Raw genomic sequence first — 22,228 nt, forward strand, 5'->3', positions numbered from 1 at the left:
GGTCAGCGGGTGGTGGGGGCGCCGGGGACCGAGACGTCGTAGACCTGGGCCTTGCGGGCGAGCAGCTCGAGCAGGACGGCGGCCTTGTCGTCGGCCTGGTCGGAGCTCCCCCATCGGACGAGGCGGCCGTCGCGCAGGTGGAGCAGGATCTCGTCCACGGTCTGCACCTCGACGAAGTCGACGAGCTCGGTGACCTTCGGGGCGAGGGCGGCGACGACGCGGGCCCCCTCGACCAGGGCGTCGCTGTCGGCCTCGGGGCCGATCTTCACGCGGGGCAGGCCGGGCGGGGCCTTGGTGAGCCGGCCGAAGGCGACGCCGCCGGCGTCGAGGTTGGTGAGCCGGTCACCCCGGTCGAGGACGGCGATCGGGGTCCGCTCGACGATCTCGATGCGGACCTGGTGCGGCCACTTGCGCGACACGTCGACGCTCTTGACCGTGGCGAGCGCCTTGAGGCGCAGCTCGATCGCGTGCAGGTCGACGGTGGCGAGCGGTCCCCCGGTGGGGACGTCGGCGGTGGCCAGGACCTGCTTCTCGGTGAGCTGGGCGTTGCCGACGACGCTGACGCCCTCGGTCCGCAGCCACGACGAGAAGTAGAGGGCGTAGACGCCGAGGCCGATCGCCCCGACCACGAGGACGGCGGCGAGCACGTAGCGCCAGGTCAGCCAGCGGCGCGCACGCTGGCGCCGGGCGAAGGCCTTCCGGGTGCGCTCGAGGGAGTCGGCGGCCCGGCCGCGCGACCGCTTCTCGCGGGCCTCACCCCTCGCCATCGCCCCGCTCCGCGAGGGCGGCGAGCAGTGCGGGTGCGACGGTGGTGACGTCGCCGGCGCCGAGGGTCAGCACGAGGTCGCCGGGACGGGCGATGCCCCCCAGCACCTCGAGGACGGCGGACCGGTCGGCCACGAAGCGCACCTGCTCGGCCGGCAGCGGCACCGCGGCGGCCACGAGGGCGCCGGTGACGGCGGGGTCCGGGTCCTCGCGGGCGACGTAGACGTCGAGCACCACGACCTCGTCGGCCGCACCGAGCTCGTGACCCATCGCGGTGCCGAAGATCCGGGTCCGCGAGACCAGGTGCGGCTGGAAGCAGACGACGAGTCGCCCCGCGTCGCCGACCAGCGAGCGGGCGGCCTCGAGGTCGCCACGGATCTCGCTCGGGTGGTGCGCGTAGGAGTCGTAGACCCGCACCCCCGCGGCCTCGCCGACCAGCTCCATGCGCCGCTTGGCGCCCTGGTGCCGGGCCAGGCCGCGGATCAGGTCGGCCGGCTCGGCGCCCAGGTCGAGACCGACGGCGAGCGCGAGGAGCGCGTCCTGGGCGTAGTGCCGCCCGGGCACGGCGAGCTCGACCCGGCCCAGGTCGACGTCGCCGACCTCGACCCGGAAGGTCGTCGTCCCGCCGGCCAGCACGAGGTCGCTGCCGAGCACGGCGGCGCCCTCGGCGAAGCCGGCGCCCGCCACGCCCGTGCCGTCGACGACGAGCGCGGCCGCGCCCGGGTCGTCGGTGTTGACGACGGCGCCCGCGCTGGCGCCCGCGACGAAGCGCGCGAAGGCGTCGGCGTAGGCCTCGGGCGTGCCCCAGTGGTCGAGGTGGTCGGCGTCGACGTTGGTGACGACGGCGATCTCGGGGGTGTAGACGAGGAAGGCGCCGTCGGACTCGTCGGCCTCGACGACGGCGACGTCGCCGGTGCCGAGCCGGGCGTTGGTCCCGAGGCTGGCGACCTCGGCGCCGATGGCGAAGGTCGGGTCGAGCCCGGCCTCCTGGAGCGCGACGGTGAGCATCGCGGTGGTGGTCGTCTTGCCGTGCGTGCCGCCGACGGCGACGACGCGGCGCCCGACCAGCACCGACTGCAGCCCGGCCGAGCGCGGCCACAGCCGCAGGCCCCGCTCGAGCGCGGCGACGATCTCGGGGTTGTCCTCGCGGGCGGCCGTCGTCGCGATGATGGTGTCGACGCCGTCGAGGTGCGCGGCGTCGTGACCCACGTGGACGGCGATCCCCTCGGCGCGCAGCGCCGCGACGACGGCGGAGTCGTGGGCGTCGCTGCCGCTGACCTCGACCCCGGACTGGTGCATCAGCCGGGCGATCGCGGACAGCCCGGCGCCGCCGATGCCGACGAGGTGGACGCGACCCAGCCGGTCGGCGGGGAGGATCTCGTCGGGGACGGGGATCTTCACCGTGCGGCTCCCGAGGCGACGTCGGCGATCAGCCGGGCCAGCTTGTCGTCGGCGTCGCGCGGGACGAGCTCGGAGGCGGCCGCGCCCATGCGGGCCAGCCGCTCGGGGTCGCGGACCAGCCCGGGGACGGTGTCGGCGACGTAGTCGGCACTGAACGAGGAGTCCTCGACCAGCAGCGCTCCCCCGGCGTCGACGACGGGCCGGGCATTGAGCGCCTGCTCACCGTTGCCGATCGGCAGCGGCACGAAGATCGCCGGGACACCGCTCGACGAGGCCTCGACGACGCTGGAGGCGCCCGAGCGGCAGACCATGAGGTCGGCCGCGGCGAGCGCGTAGTCCATCCGCTCGACGAACGGCAGGACGACGTAGGGCACGCCGGTGGGGACGGGCGCGGTCCAGCTGGGGTCGCTCGCGCCGTTGGGCCCGATCACGTGGAGCACCTGGACGCCGGCCGAGCCGAGCGCCGCGGCCGCGCCGCTGATCGCCTGGTTGAGCCGGCGCGCCCCCTGGGAGCCGCCGGTCACCACGAGCGTCGGCAGCGCGGGGTCGAGGCCGAAGAACGCGCGCGCCTCGTCGCGCAGGGCCGCGCGGTCGAGGGTGCTGATCATCCGGCGCACGGGCAGGCCGACGTACTCGGCCTTCTTGAGAGGGGTGTCGGGGAAGCTGACCGCGACCCGGGTCGCGATCCGGGCGCCGAACTTGTTGGCGATGCCGGGCAGCGCGTTCTGCTCGTGGACGACGAGCGGCAGCTTGCGCCGGCGTGCAGCGAGGTAGGCGGGCATCGACACGTAGCCGCCGTAGCCCACGATCACGTCGGGCCGGACGTCGTCGACCACGTCGAGCGCGGCCTTGACCGCGGCCCGGAGCCGGGACGGCACCAGCGCGAGGTCCTTGCCGGGCTTGCGCGGCAGCGGCACCGGCGGCACCAGCCGCAGCGGGTAGCCGGCCGCGGGCACCACCTTGTTCTCGAGGCCACGGGGCGTGCCCAGGCAGGTGATCTCGACGTCGGGGTCGAGTCGGCGCAGCGCGTCGGCGGTCGCGAGCAGGGGCGAGGTGTGCCCCGCCGTCCCCCCACCGGCCAGAAGAATCCTCACGGGGAGAACCTATCCGCGCGCCGACAGACCGGCCGACCGGGCCCGGCGCCGCTGGGCCAGCGCGCGGGCCGCCGCAGGCTCGCGCCGGGCGAAGCCGATCACCAGCCCGAGCGCGGCCAGGGTCGGCAGCAGGCTCGAGCCGCCGTAGGACACCAGTGGCAGCGGGATGCCGATGACCGGGAGCATCGCGAGCACCATGCCGACGTTGACCATCATCTGGCCGATGAGCCAGACCATGATGCCGAAGGTGCAGTAGCGGACGAAGGGCTGCGTCGTCTCGCGGGCGACCCGCAGGCCGGCGTAGGCGATGACCAGGAAGAGGCCGATCACCAGCAGCGTGCCGACGAGGCCGAGCTCCTCGCCGAGGACGGCGAAGATGAAGTCGGTGTGGGCCTCGGGCAGCGCGCCCCACTTCTGCTGGCTGGCACCGATGCCCTCGCCGAAGATGCCGCCGCTCGACATGGCGTAGAGGCCGTGGGCCGGCTGCCAGCCGGTCGAGTGGTAGTCGCGGAAGGGGTCGGTGAAGCTCGAGATGCGCGCCATCCGGACCGGGTTGGTCGCGGCGAGCGCCAGGGCGAGCACGCTCACGGTGAGGAACGCCATGACGAAGAGCCGGCCGGGGGCGCCGACCACCCACAGCATCGCGACGAGCAGCGCGAAGAAGATGAGCGCCGTTCCGAGGTCGCGGCCGATCACGACGAGCCCGGTCGCCAGGATCATGCCGGGCACCACCGGCACCAGCATCTGGTGCAGGTTGCCGAGCCGGCGCTCCTTGTTGGCGTAGATGTGGCTGGCCCAGATGACCAGCGAGAGCTTGGCGATCTCGGAGGGCTGGATCTGCACCGGACCGAGCGCGAGCCAGTTGGTGTTGCCGTTGACCTCGACGCCGACCAGGGCGGTCAGGCCGAGCAGGATCAGCGAGATCGAGAAGGCCGGGTAGGCCAGCCCGCGCACCCACCGGACCGAGACCCGCGAGGCGATGAACGCGCACGGGATGCCGAGCGCGACCCACATCACCTGGCGCTTGACGATCGTGTAGGAGTCGCCCGTCGCCCGGTACGACGACACGCTCGACGCACTGAGCACCATGATCAGGCCGATGGTCAGCAGCAGCGCGGTGGCGCCCAGCAGCAGGTAGTACGTCGTGAGCGGCCGGTCGAGCGCGTCCTTGAGCGCCCGGGTCCAGCCCGAGCGGGTGGCGGCGGAGCGCGCCTCGCGCAGCGAGCGCAGCGACGGGCGCCCGCTCAGCCGTGGCCGCGGCACCCGCCGCAGCAGGTCGGAGATCCCGGGCCGGGTGCGCTCGGGGTTCGCAGTGGTGATGACGACCCCCTCGCTCCAGTCCGGTCCTGCTCAGCTCGTGCCGACGTGCTCCCGCACCGCGGTGGCGAAGGCATCGCCTCGTGCGGCGTAGTCGGTGAACTGGTCCATCGAGGCGCATCCCGGCGCCAGCAGCACGGTGTCCCCCGGCTGGGCGACCTCGGCCGCGGTCGCCACGACCCGCCTCATCAGGTCGGCACCGACTGCCCCACCAGTCTCAGGGGTCTCGACCTGGAACACCGGCACATCGGGTGCGTGTCGCGAAAGCGCGTCGGCGATCACCTGGCGGTCGCGGCCGATGAGGACGACGGCACGCAGCCGGTCGGCGGTGGCGCTCACCAGGTCGTCGAAGTGCGCGCCCTTGGCCAGGCCGCCCGCGACCCACACGACCGGCGCGAAGGCGGCCAGCGACGACGCCGCGGCATGGGGGTTGGTGGCCTTGGAGTCGTCGACCCAGGTGACGGCGTCGTGCTCGGCGACCACGGCGATCCGGTGCCCGTCGGGGCGGAACGCGCGCAGCCCGTCGCGGACGGCGGCCTGGCTGACGCCGTGCGCCCGAGCCAGGGCGGCCGCGGCGAGGGCGTTGGCGACGAAGTGGGGCGCGGTGGAGGCGAGGTCGTCGAGCGTGCAGAGCTCGGCGGCGCTCGTGTCGCGCTGCTCGATGAACGCGCGGTCGACCAGGATGTCCTCGACCACGCCGAGCATGCCGACGGCGGGCGTGCCGAGGGTGAACCCGATCGCCCGGGCGCCCTCGATCACGTCGGCCTCGCGGACGAGGTCCTCGGTGACCGGGTCGGCGACGTTGTAGACGCAGGCCCGCGCGACGTTCTGGAAGATCCGGCCCTTGTCTCGGGCGTAGTCGTGCATGCCGGTGGGGCCGTCGTACCAGTCGAGGTGGTCCTCGGCGACGTTGAGGACGACGGCGCTCTCGGCCGCCATCGTGTCGGTGTAGTGGAGCTGGAAGCTCGACAGCTCGACCGCGATGACGTCGTACGGCTCGGGGTCCATGACCGCCTCGGTCAGCGGCAACCCGACGTTGCCGGCCGCGACGCTGCGCAGGCCCGCGGCGCGCAGGATGCTGTCGAGCATCTGGACGGTCGTCGTCTTGCCGTTGGTGCCGGTCACGCACAGCCACGGCGCGGGGTGGGCCGGGTCGCGCAGCCGCCAGGCCAGCTCGACCTCGCCCCACACCGGGATGCCGTGCTCGCGCGCGGCCGCGATGAGCGGGGCGTCGGGCCGGAAGCCCGGCGAGACGACGAGCAGGTCGGCCTCGGCAGGCAGCGCGTCGGTGGCGCCCGCGTGGATCTCGATGGTCGCGCCGAGCACCTCGAGCAGCTCGGCGCGCTCGAGGATCCGCGGGTGCGCGCTCTCGGCGAGCGCGTGCACGCTCGCCCCGAGGTGGAGCAGGTTGTCGACCGCGGCCGCGCCGCTGGTGCCGAAGCCGGCCACGACGGCCCGCACGCCCTCCCAGGAGTCGGTGCGACCGAGGGTGGTGGGGTCGGGACGGGTCACAGGCGCGACACCCATTCGGCGTAGAAGATGCCCAGGCCGGTGGCGACGAAGAGGCCGGTGATGATCCAGAACCGGATCACCACGGTCACCTGCTCCCAGCCGAGCATCTCGAAGTGGTGGTGGATCGGCGCCATCCGGAAGATCCGCCGGCCCTTGGTGAGCTTGAAGTAGCCGACCTGCATCATCACCGAGACCGTCTCGAGCACGAACAGGCCGCCGAGGATGACGAGCAGCAGCTCGGTGCGGGTCAGGATCGCGAAGCCGGCCAGCGCACTGCCCAGGGCCAGCGAGCCGGTGTCGCCCATGAAGATCTTGGCCGGCGACGCGTTCCACCACAGGAAGCCGAAGCAGGCGCCGGTGATCGCCGCCGCGATGATCGCCAGGTCGAGGGGGTCGCGGACGTTGTAGCAGCTGGCGCTGGGCTCCTTCTGGCAGAACTGGTTGTTCTGCCAGATGTTCACCAGCGTGTAGGCGCCGAAGACCATCACCGAGGCGCCGGCGGCGAGACCGTCGAGGCCGTCGGTCAGGTTGACCGCATTGCTGAAGCCGGCCACGAACAGCCAGATCAGCAGGATCGCGAGGATCGTCGGCAGCACGAACCAGTCGAGCTCGCGCAGGAACGAGACCTTCTCGCTGGCCGGGGTCCGCCCGTGGGAGTCCTCGAGCCACGGCGAGAGCGCCAGCGACCCGAAGACGAGCGCGATCACGGTCTGCCCGGCCATCTTGGCCTTGCTGCGCAGGCCGAGGCTGCGCTGCTTGTAGATCTTGATGAAGTCGTCGAGGAAGCCGACCAGGCCCATCCCGACGAACAGGAAGAGCAGCAGCAGTGCCGACGCGCTGGGCGTCGTCATCGTGATCAGCTTGGCGAGGAAGTAGCCGACGACCGCCGCCAGGATGATGACGACACCGCCCATGGTGGGCGTGCCGCGCTTGGTGTGGTGGCTGGTCGGTCCGTCGTCGCGGATCTCCTGCCCGTAGCCCAGCTTGGTGAACGCATTGATCGCCACCCGGGTGCCGAGCAGCGAGATCAGCAGGGCGATGCCTCCGACGAGCAGGATCGCTCTCACGCCGTCGTCTCCTCCAGGATCGCCTCTGCCACGCCTTCCAAGGCGACGCCGCGCGACGCCTTGACGAGGACGACGTCCTCCGGACCGGCATTCTGCCGCACCCAGGCCTCGGCTTCGTCCCGCCCCGCCGTGACGATCACCTCACCGGCGCCTCCGGAGGCTCCGTCGGCGATGCCGCGGGCCGCCTCGGTGACGACCACCACCACGTCGACGCCCAGCTCGGCGGCCGCCGCACCGACGGCGCGGTGGGCCGCGTCGTGCTCGTCGCCGAGCTCGCGCATCTCGCCCAGCACCGCGACCGTGCGACGGGGACGGCGCGCGTCACCGCGGCCGATCGCGACGAGCGCCTCGAGCGCGGCACGCATGGAGTCGGGGTTGGCGTTGTAGGCGTCGTTGACGAGCACCAGCCCGTCGGCGCGCTCGGTCACCTCCATCCGCCAGCGGGAGGCGGCATCGGCCTCGCCCAGCGCGGCGGCGACCTCGGCGAGCGGCAGCCCGGCGGCGAGGGCCATCGCCGCGGCCGCGGCGGCGTTGTGGACCTGGTGCAGCCCGCTCTGCCGCAGCTGCACCGGGTGCGACTCGCCGGCGTGCTCGAGGACGAAGCCGGGCCGGCCGCGCGCGTCGAGCCGGACGTCGTGCCAGCGCACGTCGCCGGACGTGCCGAAGGTGACCACCTCGGCGCCCGTGCGGGTGGCCATCGGCGCGACGAGCGGGTCGTCGGCGTTGAGCACGGCCGTGCCGTCGGCGGGCAGCGCCTCGACGATCTCGCCCTTGGCGCGCGCGATCTGCTCGCGGCCGCCGAACTCCCCCACGTGGGCGGTGCCCACGTTGAGGACGGCGGCGATGCGCGGCGGCGCGATCTCGCACAGGTAGGAGATGTGCCCCACACCACGCGCGCCCATCTCGACGACGAGGTGGCGGGTGCCGGCGTCGGCCCGCAGCACCGTGAGCGGGACGCCGAGCTCGTTGTTGTTGTTGGCGGCCGTCGCGACGACGGTCTCGGCGCCGCCCAGCCTGCGGAGCACGGCCGCGAGGTAGTCCTTGGTGCCGGTCTTGCCCTGCGAGCCGGTGAGCGCGAGCACGGTGGTGTCGAGCCGGTCGAGGACGTGCCGGGCGAGCACGCCCAGCGCGACGACGGGATCGGCGACGACGACGGTGGGCGCGGTCGTGGAGCGGCTGCCGAGCACGGCGTGGGCGCCGTCGGCGTAGGCGTGGCCGTCGACGCGCTCCCCCACGACGGCGACGAACAGCCCGTCGGCGACCGGCGTGCGGCTGTCGACGTAGGCGGGGCCGGCGACGGTGACGTCCTCGCCGTGCAGCGTGCCGCCGGTGATGGTCGCGATCTCGGAGAGCTGCAGGGGGATCATCGGGCGCCGCCGGCGAGCTCGGCCAGCACCTCGCGGACCACCTCGCGGTCGTCGAACGGGTGCACCACGCCGGCGACCTCCTGGCCCGTCTCGTGGCCCTTGCCCGCGACGAGCACGACGTCACCCGGGCCGGCGAGCGCGAGGGCCTCGGCGATCGCCGCGCGGCGGTCGCCGGTCTCGCGCACCTCGGCAGTCCCGGTGCGGGCTCCGGCGAGCACCTCGGCCCGGATCGCGGCGGGGTCCTCGGTGCGCGGGTTGTCGTCGGTGACGACGACGAGGTCGGCGAGCTCGGCGGCGATCGCCCCCATGACGGGGCGCTTGCCACGGTCGCGGTCTCCCCCTGCACCGATCACGACGATCAGCCTGCCACGGGTGACCGGGCGCAGGGTCCGCAGGACGGCGTCGACCGCGTCGGGCTTGTGGGCGTAGTCGACGACGACGGTCAGGTCGCGCCCGGTCTCGATCCGCTCGAGCCGGCCCGGGACGCCCCCGGAGCGCGCGATCCCGTCGGCCACCTCGTGGGCGTCGAAACCCGCCTCGGCCGCCGACGCGATGGCGGCCAGCGCGTTGGCCACGTTGAACTCCCCCGCCAGCGGCACCCGGCCGGGCACCCGCAGGCCGTCGGGGCCGTGCACGACGAACGACGAGCCGTCGGCGCCGAGGACGACCTCGCGAGCGGTCCAGTCGGCGGCGCGGTCGTCGCCGACCGCGTAGGTGCGGATCGGGATCGACGCCTCGGTCGCCAGCCGGCGGCCGTGCTCGTCGTCGACGCAGACCAGGCCGAGCCGGGCGTGGGCCGGGGTGAAGAGCGTCGCCTTGGCCCGGAAGTAGTCCTCGACGTCGGCGTGGAAGTCGAGGTGGTCGCGGCCCAGGTTGGTGAAGACAGCGACGTCGAAGACGACGCCGTCGACCCGGCCCAGCACCAGCGCGTGGCTGGAGACCTCCATCGCGCAGGCGGCGACGTCGAGCTCGCGCATGCGGGCGAAGAGCCCGTGCAGGTCGGGCGCCTCGGGCGTGGTGAGGGCGGTCTTGACCTCCTCGCCGGCGATCCGGGTGCCGACGGTGCCGATCGCGGCGCTGCGGACGCCGGCCGCGAGGAGCCCGCCGTCGAGCAGGCGGGTCACCGTGGTCTTGCCCTGGGTGCCGGTGACGCCGATGGTGCGCAGCGCCGCCGCCGGGCGGCCGTAGACCAGAGCCGCCGTCTCGCCCAGCACCGCGCGCGGGTGGGCCACGACGAGCGCGGGCAGCCCGGACGCGCGCGCCAGCTCGGCGCCCTCGGCATCGGTGAGGATCGCGACGGCGCCGGCCGCCGCGGCCTGCGCGGCGAAGCCTGCCCCGTGGGCGCGGGCGCCGGCCAGTCCGGCGTACAGGTCGCCGGGGCGGACCCGGCGCGAGTCGAGGGTGATCCCGGTGACGGCGACGTCGGGGTACGCCTCGTCCAGGCCCAGCGCCCGGGCCACGTCCACCAGGGGCGTGGTGGGCGGGTGCGCGGGGCGCGCGGCGAGGGTCGGGTCCGGGGCGCTCACCATTCCACCGGCGTCTGGTTGGGCTTGGCCCCGGTGGGCGCGACGCCGTAGCGGCGCAGGGTGTAGCTCATCAGCTCGGCGAAGGCCGGGCCCGCGGTGCTGCCGCCGCCGCTGCCGGCGCGCGGCGAGTGGACCACGACGTAGACGGTGAAGCGGGGCTTGTCGGCCGGCGCGAAGCCGGCGAACGAGACGGTGGTCGAGCCGTCGTACCCGCCGTTGTCGCCGACCCGCTGGGCGGTGCCGGTCTTGCCCGCGACCCGGTAGCCGGGGATCGCCGCCCGGGGGGCGACGCCCGCGTCGGGGTCGACCACGCGCTCCATCATGAGCATCGTCTCGTGGGCGGCCTTCTCGCTGATCACCCGGCGCGAGGTCGCGTTGTCGGTGCCCACCGCGACACCGCCGTCGGTGGTCGCCGAGCCCTTGACCAGGCTGGGGTCGATCCGGACGCCGCCGTTGGCGATCGTGTTGACCGCGGCCGCCATCTGGAGGGCGTTGACCGACAGCGACTGGCCGAAGGCGATGCGGTCGCCGACCTGCGACGTCCAGTCGGAGCCGTTGGGCAGGATGCCCTTGGTCTCGCCGCCCAGCCCGACGCCGGTACGGGCGCCGAGGCCGAAGCGCTCGAGGTACTGGCGCAGCTGGCCGCGCTTGAACTGGTCGGCGGCGAGCACCGTGCCGATGTTGGACGACTTGGCGAGGATGCCGGCCAGGGTCAGCTTGAGCATGCCGTGGTCCCAGTAGTCGCCGATCGGCCGGTCCTGGCGGTAGAGCTTGCCCGGGACCTTGAACTTCTGGTCCTTGTAGGCCAGGCCGGCGTCGATGAGCGCGCTCATCGTGAGCACCTTCTCGACCGAGCCCGGCTCGTAGACGTCGGTGAGCGCCGAGGACTTGTAGAGGTCCTTGTCGTAGTCGTAGGGGTCGGCCGCGTCGTAGGTCGGGTAGTCGGCGAGCGCCAGCACCTCGCCGGTGCGGGTGTCGACGACGACGGCGATGCCGGACTTGCCGCCGGCACCGACCACGGTCTTCTGCAGCACCCGCTGCGCGTAGTACTGCAGGTCGCTGTCGATGGTCAGCTGCAGCGACTTGCCGTCGACCGCGGGCGTGATCGTGTTGTCGCCGAGCGGGATCTGGTTGCCGGCGCCGACGGTGTAGCGCGCCTCGCCGTCCTTGCCCGACAGGTAGCGGTTGAACGACGTCTCGAGCCCGGCCAGCGGCTGCGCGGCGCCCTTGTTGGTGGGCGTGCCGAGGAAGCCGACCAGGTTGGCCGCCACGGTGCGGCTCGGGTAGACCCGCAGCGGGTCGCGCTCGGTCATCAGGCCCGCGAAGGGGCGGCCCTTCTCGTCCTTGAACTTCTCGCGGATCTCGTCGACGACCTTCTCGGCCTTGCTCGCCGGGACCTGGCGCGCGATGTACTCGAACCGGCTCGCCTCGGCGCGCAGCCGCTTGAGCGCCTCGAAGTAGTCGATGCCGAGCCGGTCGGACAGGATCGTCGCCAGCTCGGGCGCGACCTTGCTCGTCACCTTGGGGTCGGCCACGATCATCCGGCCGTCGACGCTGCCCGCGAGCGGACGGCCCTTGCGGTCGACGATCTCGCCCCGGGTGGCCGGCAGGACGACGTCCTGGGTGCCCTCGGCCGCGGCCATCTGCGCGTAGGAGCGCGGGTCGACGCCCTGGAGCTGGACCAGGCGCGCGGCGAACACGGAGAGCACCATCGCGATGATCAGGAACCCGATCTGCATCCGGCGGTGCGGCGACCCGCGCCGGACCTCACCGGTACGGCGCAGGAGACGGCTGGTCTTCGGTCGGCTCAACGGTCGCTCTCTGGTCGCTCTCGGGTCGCGGACGGCAGGACCACCAACTTACGGCGAGACGGTCAGCGATCGCGGTTGGGCGCGCCGTTCGCTGCGGTGTCGGCCGTCCCACTCTTGACGGTGACCTGCTTCGGGTCGAGGGAGGCCGGCTTGCGCGGCCCGGGCATCCGCAGCGGGAGCCGGTCGGCGCCGCTGGCCGGCGTCGGGTTGCCGGTGATCCGCCCCGAGCCGAGGTGGAGCACGCCGGCCGGCGTCGACGGGATGACCATGCCGAGCTTCTCGGCGGCCGCGGCCACCCGCTCCTGGTTGTTGAGGTCCTGCAGGTCCATCTCGAGGGCCTCCTGCTGGACGCCGAGGTCGGTGGCCTGCTTCTCCAGCGCGGTCTCGCGGAACGAGGCCTGCTGCATCGAGGTGTTGAAGAGGAGGAGCCCGATCACGCCGGCCAGCAGGATCACGCTGACGAAGGCGACGAACGGCATCCGGGGCGCGCGCGAGCGGCGCCGCGGCACGACGCTGAGCCGGGCGCGCTGGAGCGCGGCCTGGGCGATCCGCGGTGCGGCGTGCGGGAGCCGGTTCCTGGGCTGTGGTGCGGTGCTCGACATCAGCTGTTCCCCCTACCGATCGATGCGCTGCTGGGACGGGTGCGCTCGATCGCGCGGAGTCGGACGGAGGCGGCGCGAGGGTTCTCCTCGATCTCGGCCTCGTTGGCCTGCTCGGCCCCCCGGGTGACGAGCCGGTACGACGGCTCCGCCCCCTCGGGCACGAACGGCAGGTCGTCGGGGACGTCGAGCCGGGTGACGGCCGCGAACGTCCGCTTGACCAGCCGGTCCTCGAGCGAGTGGTAGGACTCGACGACCACCCGGCCGCCGACCCCGATCGCCTCGACGGCGGCGGGCATCGCGCGCTGCAGGACCCGCAGCTCGTCGTTGACCTCCATCCGCAGGGCCTGGAAGGTCCGCTTGGCCGGGTGCCCGCCGGTGCGGCGTGCAGGCGCCGGGATGGCGTCGTACAGCAGCGCGACGAGGCGCGCGGAGCTCGTGAACGGCTCCTTCTCGCGCTCGCGGACGACGGCGTCGGCGATCCGGCGCGCCATCTTCTCCTCGCCGTACTCCCGGAGGATGCGGGTGAGGTCGGCCGCGCTGTAGGTGTTGAGCACGTCGGCGGCGGTGGGCCCGGTGCTGCCCATCCGCATGTCGAGGGGTGCGTCGACGGCGTACGCGAAGCCGCGCTCGGGCAGGTCGAGCTGCATCGACGAGACGCCGAGGTCGAACAGCACCCCGGCCACCTCGCTCAGCCCCTGGTCGGCGATCACGTCGGCGATCTCGTCGTACACGGCCTGGACGCCGGTGAACCGGTCGCCGAAGGGCGCCAGCCGCTCGCGGCTCATCGCGAGCGCCTGGGGGTCGCGGTCGATACCGATCACGCGCGCTTTCGGGCAGCGCTCGAGGACCGCCTCGCTGTGCCCACCGAGGCCCAGCGTGCAGTCGACGAGGACCGCGCCGTCGTGGTCGAGGGCGGGCGCCAGAAGAGCGACGACCCGGTCCAGCAGGACGGGGACGTGGCGGGGGCCGGCCATGTCAGCGCCCGGCGAGGTGCGTGAGGAGGAGCAGGCACGCGCAGCCCACGGACAACGCCGCGGAGAAGGCCATCAGCGTGAGGGCGTCCCGGGCCAGCTCGCGCACACGAGGCTCGCCGGAGGAGACCTCCGGCGGAAGCGTGCGTACGACCCTCATGATTTCGACCCCTCGACCCTGGGAAATGGAACGGATCCGCAGAGCCAGGTCCCTGCCCGCTCCCGTGCCGGCTTGTTCGGGTGCCGTCTGGTGCCGGGGAAGGTGCCCCAGAAGGCGGGTTGCTCGGGTGCTGCGTCGCCTGTGGCCGGGGAAGGTGTCACAGGAGGTGCGGGGCACCGGAGCTGTCGGGAGCGGGAGCGGGCTGAGACCTCGTCCTGCGGATCCGCTGTTCTGTTGTCAGTGCTGCTGCTGGTGGCCGGTGCGCCCGGCCGGGGCGGTGACTAGTCGTCGTCGTCCTCGTCGAGGTCGGCGAACTCCTCCAGCGCCTCGAGCTGGAACTCGCGCCAGGCGGCCGGGTTCCAGATCTCCAGGCGATCCCGGACCCCGATCACGACCACGTCGCGCTCGAGCCCCGCGTACTCCCGGAGGTGGGCCGGGATACCGATCCGGCCCTGCTTGTCAGGGGTGCTCTCGTCGCCACCGGCGAAGAGGACCCGTGCGTAGCGCCGGGCGGCGCGGTTGGTCATCGGCCGGGCGGCTGCCCGCTCGGCCTCGTCGGCGAAGACATCGGTCGGCCAGACGACGAGGCACTTGTCCTGTCCCTGTGTGACCACGAGGCCCTCCGCCAGTCGATCCCTGAACTTCGCCGGGAGGAAGAGGCGGCCCTTGTCGTCGAGCTTCGGGGTGTAGGTGCCCATGAAGAGCATCGGGCACCCCCAGCTGGTCGACGTGGATCACCTTTCCTCCACTTTCCCCCACACTACTCCACTTTCCCCCACCGTCAACCACCGAATCGCCCCTTTTCGCCCCGGTGTCGCCCCCGCGCGCCCCCAAAACCCCAGGTCAGACGCCGGGGAGCGCCGGTGGAGCGGGGTGGAGCGCCGGTGGAGCGCCCGTGGGGAGATCCGCGCGCCCTCGCACCCGCAACCCCCGCACTTCGTCGGGAGGTGCGGGGGTTGCGGGCGCGAGGTGCGGGGGTTGCGGGTCCGAAGTGCGCGAGTTGCGGGTGCGAGGTGCGGAGGTGGCGGCGGCGCAGGCAACAGTTGGGTGACAGCGGCCACCACGTTGGGCACGCTGATCTAGGGTTTGCTCCACCCCTTGACCGCCGGACCCGCAGGAGAAGGATGAGTTCCGTGGAGTCGACCAGCGCCCCCTACCCGGCCCCGGCCCCGACCGGGAGCACCGACGTCGACACCGTCGCGCGCGTCGCCGGCCGGATCCAGGCGAACGTCGAGAAGGTCATCGAGGGCAAGAGCGACGTGGTGGCGGCGGCGATCGTCGTCCTGCTCGCCGAGGGGCACCTGCTTCTCGAGGACGTCCCCGGCGTCGGCAAGACGATGCTGAGCAAGGCGCTGGCGCGCAGCATCGACTCGACGGTGCGGCGGATCCAGTTCACGCCCGACCTGCTGCCCTCCGACATCACCGGCGTGTCGGTGTTCAACCAGTCGACCCGGGAGTTCGAGTTCCGCCCGGGCGGGGTGTTCGCCAATGTCGTCATCGGCGACGAGATCAACCGCGCCTCCCCCAAGACGCAGTCCGCGCTGCTGGAGTGCATGGCCGAGCGCCAGGTGACGGTCGACAACGTGACCTACCAGCTCGAGACGCCGTTCATGGTGATCGCGACCCAGAACCCGGTCGAGATGGAGGGCACCTACCCGCTGCCCGAGGCGCAGCGCGACCGGTTCCTGGCGCGTGTCTCGATCGGCTACCCGGTGCCGGCGGCCGAGATCGCGATGCTCGCCAACCACGGCGCGGTCAGCCCGCTCGACGACCTCGAGCCGGTCACCGACAGCGCCGAGATCCGCAAGCTCTGCGCGATCGTGGCCCAGGTCCACATCGCCGACGCCGTGCAGCGGTACGCCGTCGCGCTCACCTCCGCCACGCGCAGCAGCCCCGAGCTGGTGCTGGGCGCCTCGCCGCGCGCCACGCTCCACCTGGTCCGGGCGGCGAAGGCGCGGGCCGCGCTGCACCACCGCGACTACGTGATCCCCGACGACCTGCGCGCCCTGGTCCAGCCGGTCCTCGCGCACCGTCTCCTGCCCAGCGCCGAGGCCGCCGTCGGCGGCCGCAGCGTGGCCGCCATCCTGGACGGCATCGCCGCCCAGGTGCCGGTACCCGATCCCTCCGCGTGACGGGAGGTCCCGGTCCGTGCGCCGTGCCCTGTCGTCGCTGACGCTCCGCGGCCGCGCTTTCGTCGCGGCGGGCGTCACCGCGGTCCTGTGCGCGGTCCTCTTCGGCCAGCCGGCGCTGACCCGGGTCGGCGTCCTCGTGGTCACGCTGCCGCTGCTCGCCGCGCTCGTCGTCTCGCGCCGCAAGCACGACCCGACGGTCACCCGGACGGTCTGGCCGCGGCTGCTGCGCGCGGGCGAGTCCGCCCGGATCGACCTCACCATCGCCAGCGAGCGCAAGCGCTCCGACGGCGCCCTCCTCGTCGAGGACACGCTCCCCTATGCGCTCGGCGGCCGCGCCCGCTTCCTCCTCCAGGGACTCGGCGGCCAGTGGGAGCGCACCGTGTCCTACCCGGTGCGCTCCGACATCCGCGGCCGGTACGTCGTGGGGCCGCTCGTCGCGCGCCTGGTCGACCCGTTCGGCCTGGTCGAGCGCCGCCGGGCGATCGGCGGGACCGCCCAGCTGACGGTCACCCCGCGCGTCGTCCCGCTGCCCTCGATCCCGCTGTCCGGCGGCTGGCAGGGCGCCGGCGAGCACCGGCCGCAGGCGTTCGCGTCGGGGTCGGCCGAGGACGTCAGCGTCCGCGAGTACCGCCGCGGCGACGACCTGCGCCGGGTCCACTGGCGCAGCTCGGCGCGGATCGGCGAGCTCATGGTGCGCCGCGAGGAGCAGCCGTGGGAGGCGCACGCGACGGTCCTCCTCGACAACCGCAACCTCGCCCACCGCGGCCAGGGACCGGCCTCCAGCCTCGAGGCCGCGATCATCACGGCGGCCTCGGTGGCGGTCCACCTCGAGCAGCACGGGTATGCCGTCCGGCTGGCGACCGCCGACGGCGGTGCCGCCGACGGGGCCGAGGAGACGCTCGAGCGGCTCGCCGTCCTCGAGCTCAGCCACCGGGGCACGCTCGAGGTCGGCTGGTCGGGCGAGCAGGCCCGCGGTGGCGTGGTCGTCGCCGTGCTCGGCGGCTTCCTGCCCAACGACACGGCTGCGCTGCGCCGGATCCGGCACGACGCCGGCACCGCGCTCGCGCTCGTCCTCGACGTCGAGCAGTGGTCGCCGTCCCGGGTCGGGCCGGGCACCGCCGCGGCCGCCGCTCCCCTGCTGTCGATGTCCTGGCGGGCGACCGGGCTCGGCCCGCGCGACCACCTCGACGCCGCCTGGCGCGACCTCGGCCGCGCCCCCGTCCGGGGAGGTGCGGTCCGGTGAGCCGGCACCGCGGGCCCTTCGGCCCGGTCCTCCTCGTCGGCCTCGTCGCCGCGCTGACCTCGTGGGCGGCGCTCACGTCGTGGCACGGCTTCGTCGTCGACCGGGGCAGCTATCTGGGACCGCTCGCGGTCCTCGCCGTCCTCGTCACCCTCTGCGGCAGCCTGCTCCGCTGGACCGGCGCGCCGCGCTGGGTCACCGCGCTCGCCCAGCTGCTGCTCGGCACGGTCCTGGTGACCCGCGAGATCACCGGCTCCCTGCTGCCCCTCGGGGGCGCGGGCACCGAGCTGTGGCGCTCGATCGAGGTCTCCCTCGACTCCGCCCGGCAGTACGCCGCACCCATCAGCGCGAACGTCCCGCCGGTGTGGCCGCTCCTCGTCGTCCTCGGCGCGCTGTTCATCGTGCTCGTCGACATCCTCGCCTGCACCTACCACCGGGTGCCGATCGCCGGCCTGGTGCTGCTCGCCGTCTACTCGGTGCCGAGCGGGCTGCTCGACACCGGTCCCGGCTGGGGCAGCTTCGCCGCCGCGGCCGGTGGCTTCCTCGTGCTGCTGCACCTCGAGTCGCGCGACCACCTGCTCCGGTGGGGCCGCGCCGTCGGCCCCGAGGAGGACACCCTCTGGCGCCACGGCAACCCGCTGCGCGAGGCGATGCGCGCCGGTGCCGGGCGGATCGGCGTCACCGCCACCGCGCTCGCGCTCGTCGTCCCCACGTTCGTGCCGGTGCTGGCCGTCGACATCCTCGACCTCGGCAACGGGCACGGCGACGGCGACATCCGGATCCGCAAGCCCATCGCCGACATGCGCCGCGACCTGGAGCGCGGCCGGGACGTGCCGCTGATCCGGATCACCACCGACGATCCCAGGCCGTCGTACCTGCGGGTGTCGGTGCTCAACCGCTACACCGGCGACGAGTGGAGCAGCGGCGACCGCGACGTGGCGAGCGACGACGTCGCCGACGGCGCCCTCCCCCGCCCGCCGGGGCTCGCGGCCGACGTCCCCACCAAGACGTACGACTACGAGGTCTCGATCAACGACGCCTTCGACTCGACCTGGCTGCCCACGCAGTTCCCCGCCGCCTCGGTCGACGCGTCCGGCGACTGGCGCTTCGACCCCGCGACGATGGACTTCCTCGCCGCCGACGACGGGCTCACCACGAAGGGCCTCGACTACACGATGACCGCGCTCGACCCCGAGTACGGCACCGACGGCCGCTTCTTCGGCGACCCGCGCACCGGCGACGTCCCGGCCGAGCTGCTCCGGGTGCCCGGCAACGTCCCCCCGATCGCGCGCAACCTCGCCGACAGCGTGACCCGCCCCGCGCGCAACGACTACGAGCGCGCGCTGCTGCTGCAGCGCTGGTTCCGCCAGGACGGCGGCTTCACCTACGACCTGCGCCGCGCGCCCGACGGCACCGGCAACGAGACGCTCGCGACCTTCCTCGCCCGCGACGGCCGGGTCGGCTACTGCGAGCAGTACGCCTCCGCCATGGCCGTGATGGCCCGCACCCTCGGCATCCCCGCCCGGGTCGCCGTCGGCTTCCTCGAGCCGACCGAGATCGACGCGGGCGTGTGGGAGTACAGCAGCCACGACCTCCACGCCTGGCCCGAGCTCTACTTCGCCGGCGCCGGCTGGGTGCGCTTCGAGCCGACCCCCAGCGGCCGGGTCGAGGAGGTGCCCGCCTACAGCCGGGTCCCGGTCGCGGGCAGCGGCGACGACCCGACCGGGCTGCCGTCCGACAGCAACCAGGTCCCCTCCGGCGGGACGACGACCGTCGCCCCCAACCCGGGCGCCACCAACAAGCCCCGGCCCGAGAGCGACGCCGGCGCCGACGGCAGCCAGCAGGACCAGGGCATCCCCACCCCCGTCCTGATCAGCGGTGGCATCGTCCTCCTCGTCCTGCTGCTCGCCGCGGTGGCCCTGTACGGCCCGCGCGCCGTCCGGCACCGCGACCGGCAGCACCGCTTCGCCTCCCCCGACCCGGACCAGGCCTGGGCCGAGCTGCGCGCCACCGCGCGCGACCTCGGCGTCCCCTGGACCGACGGACGCTCACCGCGCGAGGTCAGCGCCGTCCTCGTCGACCACCTCGGCGACCCCGGCACCGACCCCGAGCGCCGTCCCGAGCGCCCGCGGACCGGCCCCGAAGTCGCCCCGGAGGCCACCGACGCCCTCGACCGGATCGTGCGCCGCGTCGAGCACGCCCGCTACGCGCGACCCGGCGCGGTCGCCGTCCTGGAGCGCACGGACACGTCCACCTCACTGGCCACCGACGCCGCACTGGTCGTCGCGGCGCTGGAGGCCGGGGTCACGCCGCGGGCGCGGCGGCGGGCGGCGTGGGTGCCGCGGTCGGTGTGGCAGCGGCTGCGGCGGGGGTGAGCCGGAGGTGAGCCGGCGGGTACGGGAGCCGCGCTCGGCTCGGGCTCGCGACTAGACCGGCTCAGCCGGCAGCGCGCAGCGCGGCGGAGAGCCAGGCCGGCAGCGCGGCGGGAGGAGCCGGTGGGGCAGCTCGAACTGCTGCCTCTTCGGGGCTCCGGAGCCGCGCTCGGCCCGACTAACTTCAGGCCGGCAGCGCGGCGGGAGGAGCCGGTCGGGCAGCTTGCTGCCTCGTCGGGGCTCCGGAGCCGCGCTCGGCCCGACTAACTCAGTAGCCGCCGTCGCGGCGACGACGCCAGCGGGCCTGGAGGTTGTCCATGAAGCCGGACGACGAGCGGTTGCCGCGTCCGTGCCCGTGACCGCCACGACCGTGGTGGTGGCGCCGGCCGCCGTCGATGACGCCGAAGCCGGAGGGGTGCGAGGAGACGGAGGGGGCCGCGGCGCCGCCGCGGTGGCCGCGCACGGAGCTCAGCAGGAGCGTGGCGGAGGCGAGCATGATCACGAAGCCGGCCACACCGACGGGCCAGTAGCCGCTGACGGCACCGCCCATCATGACGGCGACACCGACGGCGAAGACGACGCCGGCGAGGATCGCGCGGCGGCGGGCCGCCTGGCGGAGCGTGGTTCCGCGCAGGGTCGAGGCGAACTTCGGGTCTTCCTCGCTGAGGGCGCGCTCCATCTGCTCCAGCAGTCGCAGCTCCTCTTCCGAGAGTGGCACCGGCTCCTCCGACACATGCGAGGCGGATCACTCCGCCGTTGACTTCCTCCAAGTGTAGGCAGCCTGATCCAGCGGTGGTAGGGCTCCCCCGAAATTGCCGTCCCGATCAGAGCAGGCTGGCCCGGCGGACGGCGGCGTGACCGAAGCGGTCGGTAGCCCGGTCGACTGCGCGGTCGGCGTCGGACCAGCCGGGGTCGCGCTCGCCGAGGACGAGCTGGCGGCCGTCGCCGGGGCGCAGGTGGCGCAGTCCCTCGACCCGGACGCCGACGAGGCGGACCGCGACCGGGCGCGGCCCGCGCTCGTCGAGCAGCCCGTCGAGGAGCGGGACGGCGGCCGCGTAGACCTCCTGGGTGACGTCGGTCGGCTCGGGCAGGGTCCGCGAGCGCTGGACGGTCGTGAAGTCGGTGAAGCGCACCGTCACCGTCACCGTGCGCCCGCGGCGGGAGGCGCCGCGGACCCGGGCCACCACGCGGGCGGTGAGCCGGAGCAGCTCGCGGCGCAGCGCCGCCCGGTCGCGGACGTCGACCGCGAGCGTGTGCTGGGCGCCCATGCTGCCCTCGGGCTCGCCCTCGCCGAAGCCGAAGACGCCGGCGCCGCCGGGGACGAGCTCGGTGCGGTCCTGGCCCCAGACCAGGGCGTGGAGGTGGCCGCCGAGGTGCCGGCCGAGCATCTGGCGCAGCTGGTCGCGCGAGAAGGTCGCGACGTCGCCGACCGTGACCAGGCCGAGCTTCGCGAGCCGCCGGCGGGTCGCCTCGCCGACGCCGTAGAGGACCCCGACGTCGAGCGGGTGCACCTCGGCGACGAACCGCTCGGGCGGGATCACCCGGACGCCGTCGGGCTTGGCCTGCCGACTCGCGAGCTTGGCGACCGAGACCGACGCGGCGATGCCGACCGAGCACGCGATGCCGTGCTCGGCCCGGATCTGGGCGCGGATCCGCTCGGCGATCGCCTCGGGCGGGCCGAACAGCCGGACCGCGCCGCGGACGTCGAGGAAGGCCTCGTCGAGCGAGGTCACCTCGACCACCGGCGTCACCGTGCGGAAGGTCTCCATGATCGCCTTGGACACCGGCGTCAGCACGCTGAAGTCGGGCGGGACCGTGATCGCGCCGGGGCACAGCCGGCGCGCCTCGGTGCCGGACATCCCCGAGCGGATGCCGTAGGCCCGCGCCGGGTAGTTGGCCGACAGCACCACCCCGCGGTGCCCGCCGCCGACCACGACCGGGACGTGCTGGAGCTCGGGACGGTCGCGGATCATCACCGACGCGTAGAAGGCGTCCATGTCGACGTGCAGCAGCGGGCAGGGCACCGCGGCGGGCTCCGCCGGGCCGCCGCCGGTCATCGGGGCGACCCGCGCCCTGGGCGGCCGCGCCCACAGCCGTCACGGCGGCCGCGGTCGCGGTGGGCGCCGGGCTCAGCCTCGGGTGGCGAGGACGTGCAGCTGCGTGGCGAGGGGGAGGTACTCGGGCCGTTGGGCGACCGCGCGCTCCAGGTCGACCAGCGCCGCCGCGGCACCGGGCTCGTGGTCGACGAGGGCGGCCGGGACGAGGTCGGCGAAGACGCGCACCGCGTGGACCGCGACGTCGGTGAAGCCGGCCGCGGCGAGGAGGTCGGTGACCTCGGGCGCGGTGAAGCGGCGGCCGGTGCGAGCGTCGACCGGCGCGGGGTCGTCGAGGAGCGTCCGGGCGAGCTGGAAGTGGCCCGCCATGGCCCGGGTGATGACGGAGGCGTGGCGCTGGCCGACGACGAGGCTGAGCAGGCCGCCGGGGCGCAGCACCTGGCTGATCCGGTCGAGGGCGAGGGTGGGGTCGACCACCTCGAGCACCCCGTGGCACAGGACGACGTCGGCACTGCCGGCCCCGACGACGTCGACCAGGTCGGCGACGTCGCCCTGGAGGCCGGAGACGTCGAGGTCGGCCTCGCGCGCCCGGCGCGCCAGCGACGCCAGCGCGTCCGGGCTCGGGTCGACCACGCGGACCCGGTGCCCCGACTCGGCCAGCCGGACGGCGAACCCGCCGGTGCCGCCACCCAGGTCGACCACCTCGCGCGGAGCGCCCGAGAGCGCCGCCTCGAGGGCGTCCCAGACGACCGCGGTCCGCACCGATCCACGCTGCTCGCGAGAGGCCATGCGCTGAACACTACTGATCCCCCTGCCCCCGGACCCCGCCGACGCGTC

The 22,228-nt window shown here is 74.1% G+C and carries 19 protein-coding genes; 3 read left to right on the forward strand and 16 right to left on the reverse strand.

Annotated elements, in window-relative coordinates:
- Nucleotides 1–2 precede the first annotated feature (2 nt).
- From BM223_RS08720 to mraZ, 13 genes are all read right to left on the reverse strand, one after another.
- Nucleotides 3–767: a cell division protein FtsQ/DivIB gene (locus BM223_RS08720; protein ID WP_038678364.1), complete on the reverse strand. Its 765-nt coding sequence runs from the start codon at nucleotides 765–767 to the stop codon at nucleotides 3–5.
- A complete protein-coding gene (gene murC, locus BM223_RS08725) occupies nucleotides 754–2,166 on the reverse strand; it encodes a UDP-N-acetylmuramate--L-alanine ligase (protein ID WP_038678363.1) in 1,413 nt (470 codons plus the stop codon). Before murC ends, BM223_RS08720 begins: the two co-directional genes overlap by 14 nt.
- Complete coding sequence (gene murG, locus BM223_RS08730; protein ID WP_038678361.1) at nucleotides 2,163–3,260, reverse strand: undecaprenyldiphospho-muramoylpentapeptide beta-N-acetylglucosaminyltransferase; 1,098 nt, start codon at nucleotides 3,258–3,260, stop codon at nucleotides 2,163–2,165. The genes murC and murG overlap by 4 nt, the downstream gene beginning before the upstream one ends.
- Nucleotides 3,261–3,269: 9 nt before the next feature.
- A complete protein-coding gene (gene ftsW / locus BM223_RS08735; protein WP_235319245.1) occupies nucleotides 3,270–4,523 on the reverse strand; it encodes a putative lipid II flippase FtsW in 1,254 nt (417 codons plus the stop codon).
- A gap of 87 nt (nucleotides 4,524–4,610) precedes the next feature.
- Nucleotides 4,611–6,104 (reverse strand): UDP-N-acetylmuramoyl-L-alanine--D-glutamate ligase, encoded by a 1,494-nt coding sequence (gene murD, locus BM223_RS08740; protein WP_038678358.1) that lies wholly within the window; start codon nucleotides 6,102–6,104, stop codon nucleotides 4,611–4,613.
- Nucleotides 6,086–7,156 (reverse strand): phospho-N-acetylmuramoyl-pentapeptide-transferase, encoded by a 1,071-nt coding sequence (gene mraY / locus BM223_RS08745; RefSeq protein WP_038678356.1) that lies wholly within the window; start codon nucleotides 7,154–7,156, stop codon nucleotides 6,086–6,088. Before mraY ends, murD begins: the two co-directional genes overlap by 19 nt.
- Nucleotides 7,153–8,523: a UDP-N-acetylmuramoyl-tripeptide--D-alanyl-D-alanine ligase gene (locus tag BM223_RS08750; protein ID WP_038678352.1), complete on the reverse strand. Its 1,371-nt coding sequence runs from the start codon at nucleotides 8,521–8,523 to the stop codon at nucleotides 7,153–7,155. The genes mraY and BM223_RS08750 overlap by 4 nt, the downstream gene beginning before the upstream one ends.
- A complete protein-coding gene (locus BM223_RS08755) occupies nucleotides 8,520–10,052 on the reverse strand; it encodes a UDP-N-acetylmuramoyl-L-alanyl-D-glutamate--2,6-diaminopimelate ligase (protein WP_141267239.1) in 1,533 nt (510 codons plus the stop codon). The genes BM223_RS08750 and BM223_RS08755 overlap by 4 nt, the downstream gene beginning before the upstream one ends.
- Nucleotides 10,046–11,860, reverse strand: coding sequence for a peptidoglycan D,D-transpeptidase FtsI family protein (locus BM223_RS08760; RefSeq protein WP_075018545.1), 1,815 nt, complete (start codon nucleotides 11,858–11,860; stop codon nucleotides 10,046–10,048). Before BM223_RS08760 ends, BM223_RS08755 begins: the two co-directional genes overlap by 7 nt.
- Nucleotides 11,861–11,922: 62 nt before the next feature.
- Nucleotides 11,923–12,462 carry a cell division protein FtsL gene (gene ftsL, locus BM223_RS08765; RefSeq protein ID WP_052138494.1) on the reverse strand — a complete coding sequence of 180 codons (540 nt, stop codon included), beginning with the start codon at nucleotides 12,460–12,462 and terminating at the stop codon, nucleotides 11,923–11,925.
- Nucleotides 12,462–13,436 (reverse strand): 16S rRNA (cytosine(1402)-N(4))-methyltransferase RsmH, encoded by a 975-nt coding sequence (rsmH, locus tag BM223_RS08770; protein ID WP_038678347.1) that lies wholly within the window; start codon nucleotides 13,434–13,436, stop codon nucleotides 12,462–12,464. The genes ftsL and rsmH overlap by 1 nt, the downstream gene beginning before the upstream one ends.
- A 1-nt stretch (nucleotide 13,437) precedes the next feature.
- A complete protein-coding gene (locus BM223_RS28860; RefSeq protein WP_158510194.1) occupies nucleotides 13,438–13,593 on the reverse strand; it encodes a hypothetical protein in 156 nt (51 codons plus the stop codon).
- Nucleotides 13,594–13,874: 281 nt separating this feature from the next.
- Complete coding sequence (gene mraZ, locus BM223_RS08775; RefSeq protein ID WP_038678345.1) at nucleotides 13,875–14,300, reverse strand: division/cell wall cluster transcriptional repressor MraZ; 426 nt, start codon at nucleotides 14,298–14,300, stop codon at nucleotides 13,875–13,877.
- A gap of 417 nt (nucleotides 14,301–14,717) precedes the next feature.
- Here mraZ and BM223_RS08780 point away from each other — a divergent pair, with 417 nt between their 5' ends.
- Genes BM223_RS08780 through BM223_RS08790 form a run of 3 tightly spaced genes read left to right on the forward strand, consistent with a single transcriptional unit; the run spans nucleotide 14,718 to nucleotide 19,340 of the window.
- A complete protein-coding gene (locus BM223_RS08780; RefSeq protein WP_052138493.1) occupies nucleotides 14,718–15,725 on the forward strand; it encodes an AAA family ATPase in 1,008 nt (335 codons plus the stop codon).
- Nucleotides 15,726–15,741: 16 nt separating this feature from the next.
- A complete protein-coding gene (locus BM223_RS08785; protein WP_038678342.1) occupies nucleotides 15,742–16,968 on the forward strand; it encodes a DUF58 domain-containing protein in 1,227 nt (408 codons plus the stop codon).
- Complete coding sequence (locus BM223_RS08790; protein ID WP_038678340.1) at nucleotides 16,965–19,340, forward strand: transglutaminase TgpA family protein; 2,376 nt, start codon at nucleotides 16,965–16,967, stop codon at nucleotides 19,338–19,340. Before BM223_RS08785 ends, BM223_RS08790 begins: the two co-directional genes overlap by 4 nt.
- Nucleotides 19,341–19,605: 265 nt before the next feature.
- Here BM223_RS08790 and BM223_RS08795 read toward each other — a convergent pair whose 3' ends face one another.
- The 3 genes from BM223_RS08795 to BM223_RS08805 form a co-directional block, all read right to left on the reverse strand.
- On the reverse strand, nucleotides 19,606–20,055 hold the full coding sequence (locus BM223_RS08795) for a DUF3040 domain-containing protein (protein ID WP_038684165.1): 450 nt from the start codon (nucleotides 20,053–20,055) through the stop codon (nucleotides 19,606–19,608).
- 106 nt (nucleotides 20,056–20,161) lie between these two features.
- A complete protein-coding gene (gene dinB / locus BM223_RS08800; protein ID WP_038678339.1) occupies nucleotides 20,162–21,394 on the reverse strand; it encodes a DNA polymerase IV in 1,233 nt (410 codons plus the stop codon).
- 72 nt (nucleotides 21,395–21,466) lie between these two features.
- Nucleotides 21,467–22,180, reverse strand: coding sequence for a methyltransferase domain-containing protein (locus BM223_RS08805; RefSeq protein WP_038678338.1), 714 nt, complete (start codon nucleotides 22,178–22,180; stop codon nucleotides 21,467–21,469).
- Nucleotides 22,181–22,228: the final 48 nt, after the last annotated feature.

Source organism: Pimelobacter simplex, assembly GCF_900114845.1.
GTDB lineage: Bacteria > Actinomycetota > Actinomycetes > Propionibacteriales > Nocardioidaceae > Nocardioides > Nocardioides simplex.

Coding starts and splice junctions, on each gene's coding strand:
- rsmH (WP_038678347.1), bottom strand. CDS start 13,436: ATGGCCGGCCCCCGCCACGTCCCCGTCCTGCTGGACCGGGTCGTCGCT.
- mraZ (WP_038678345.1), bottom strand. CDS start 14,300: ATGCTCTTCATGGGCACCTACACCCCGAAGCTCGACGACAAGGGCCGC.
- BM223_RS08780 (WP_052138493.1), top strand. CDS start 14,718: ATGAGTTCCGTGGAGTCGACCAGCGCCCCCTACCCGGCCCCGGCCCCG.
- murD (WP_038678358.1), bottom strand. CDS start 6,104: ATGGGTGTCGCGCCTGTGACCCGTCCCGACCCCACCACCCTCGGTCGC.
- BM223_RS08805 (WP_038678338.1), bottom strand. CDS start 22,180: ATGGCCTCTCGCGAGCAGCGTGGATCGGTGCGGACCGCGGTCGTCTGG.
- dinB (WP_038678339.1), bottom strand. CDS start 21,394: ATGACCGGCGGCGGCCCGGCGGAGCCCGCCGCGGTGCCCTGCCCGCTG.
- BM223_RS08755 (WP_141267239.1), bottom strand. CDS start 10,052: ATGGTGAGCGCCCCGGACCCGACCCTCGCCGCGCGCCCCGCGCACCCG.
- BM223_RS08750 (WP_038678352.1), bottom strand. CDS start 8,523: ATGATCCCCCTGCAGCTCTCCGAGATCGCGACCATCACCGGCGGCACG.
- BM223_RS08720 (WP_038678364.1), bottom strand. CDS start 767: ATGGCGAGGGGTGAGGCCCGCGAGAAGCGGTCGCGCGGCCGGGCCGCC.
- BM223_RS28860 (WP_158510194.1), bottom strand. CDS start 13,593: ATGAGGGTCGTACGCACGCTTCCGCCGGAGGTCTCCTCCGGCGAGCCT.
- ftsL (WP_052138494.1), bottom strand. CDS start 12,462: ATGTCGAGCACCGCACCACAGCCCAGGAACCGGCTCCCGCACGCCGCA.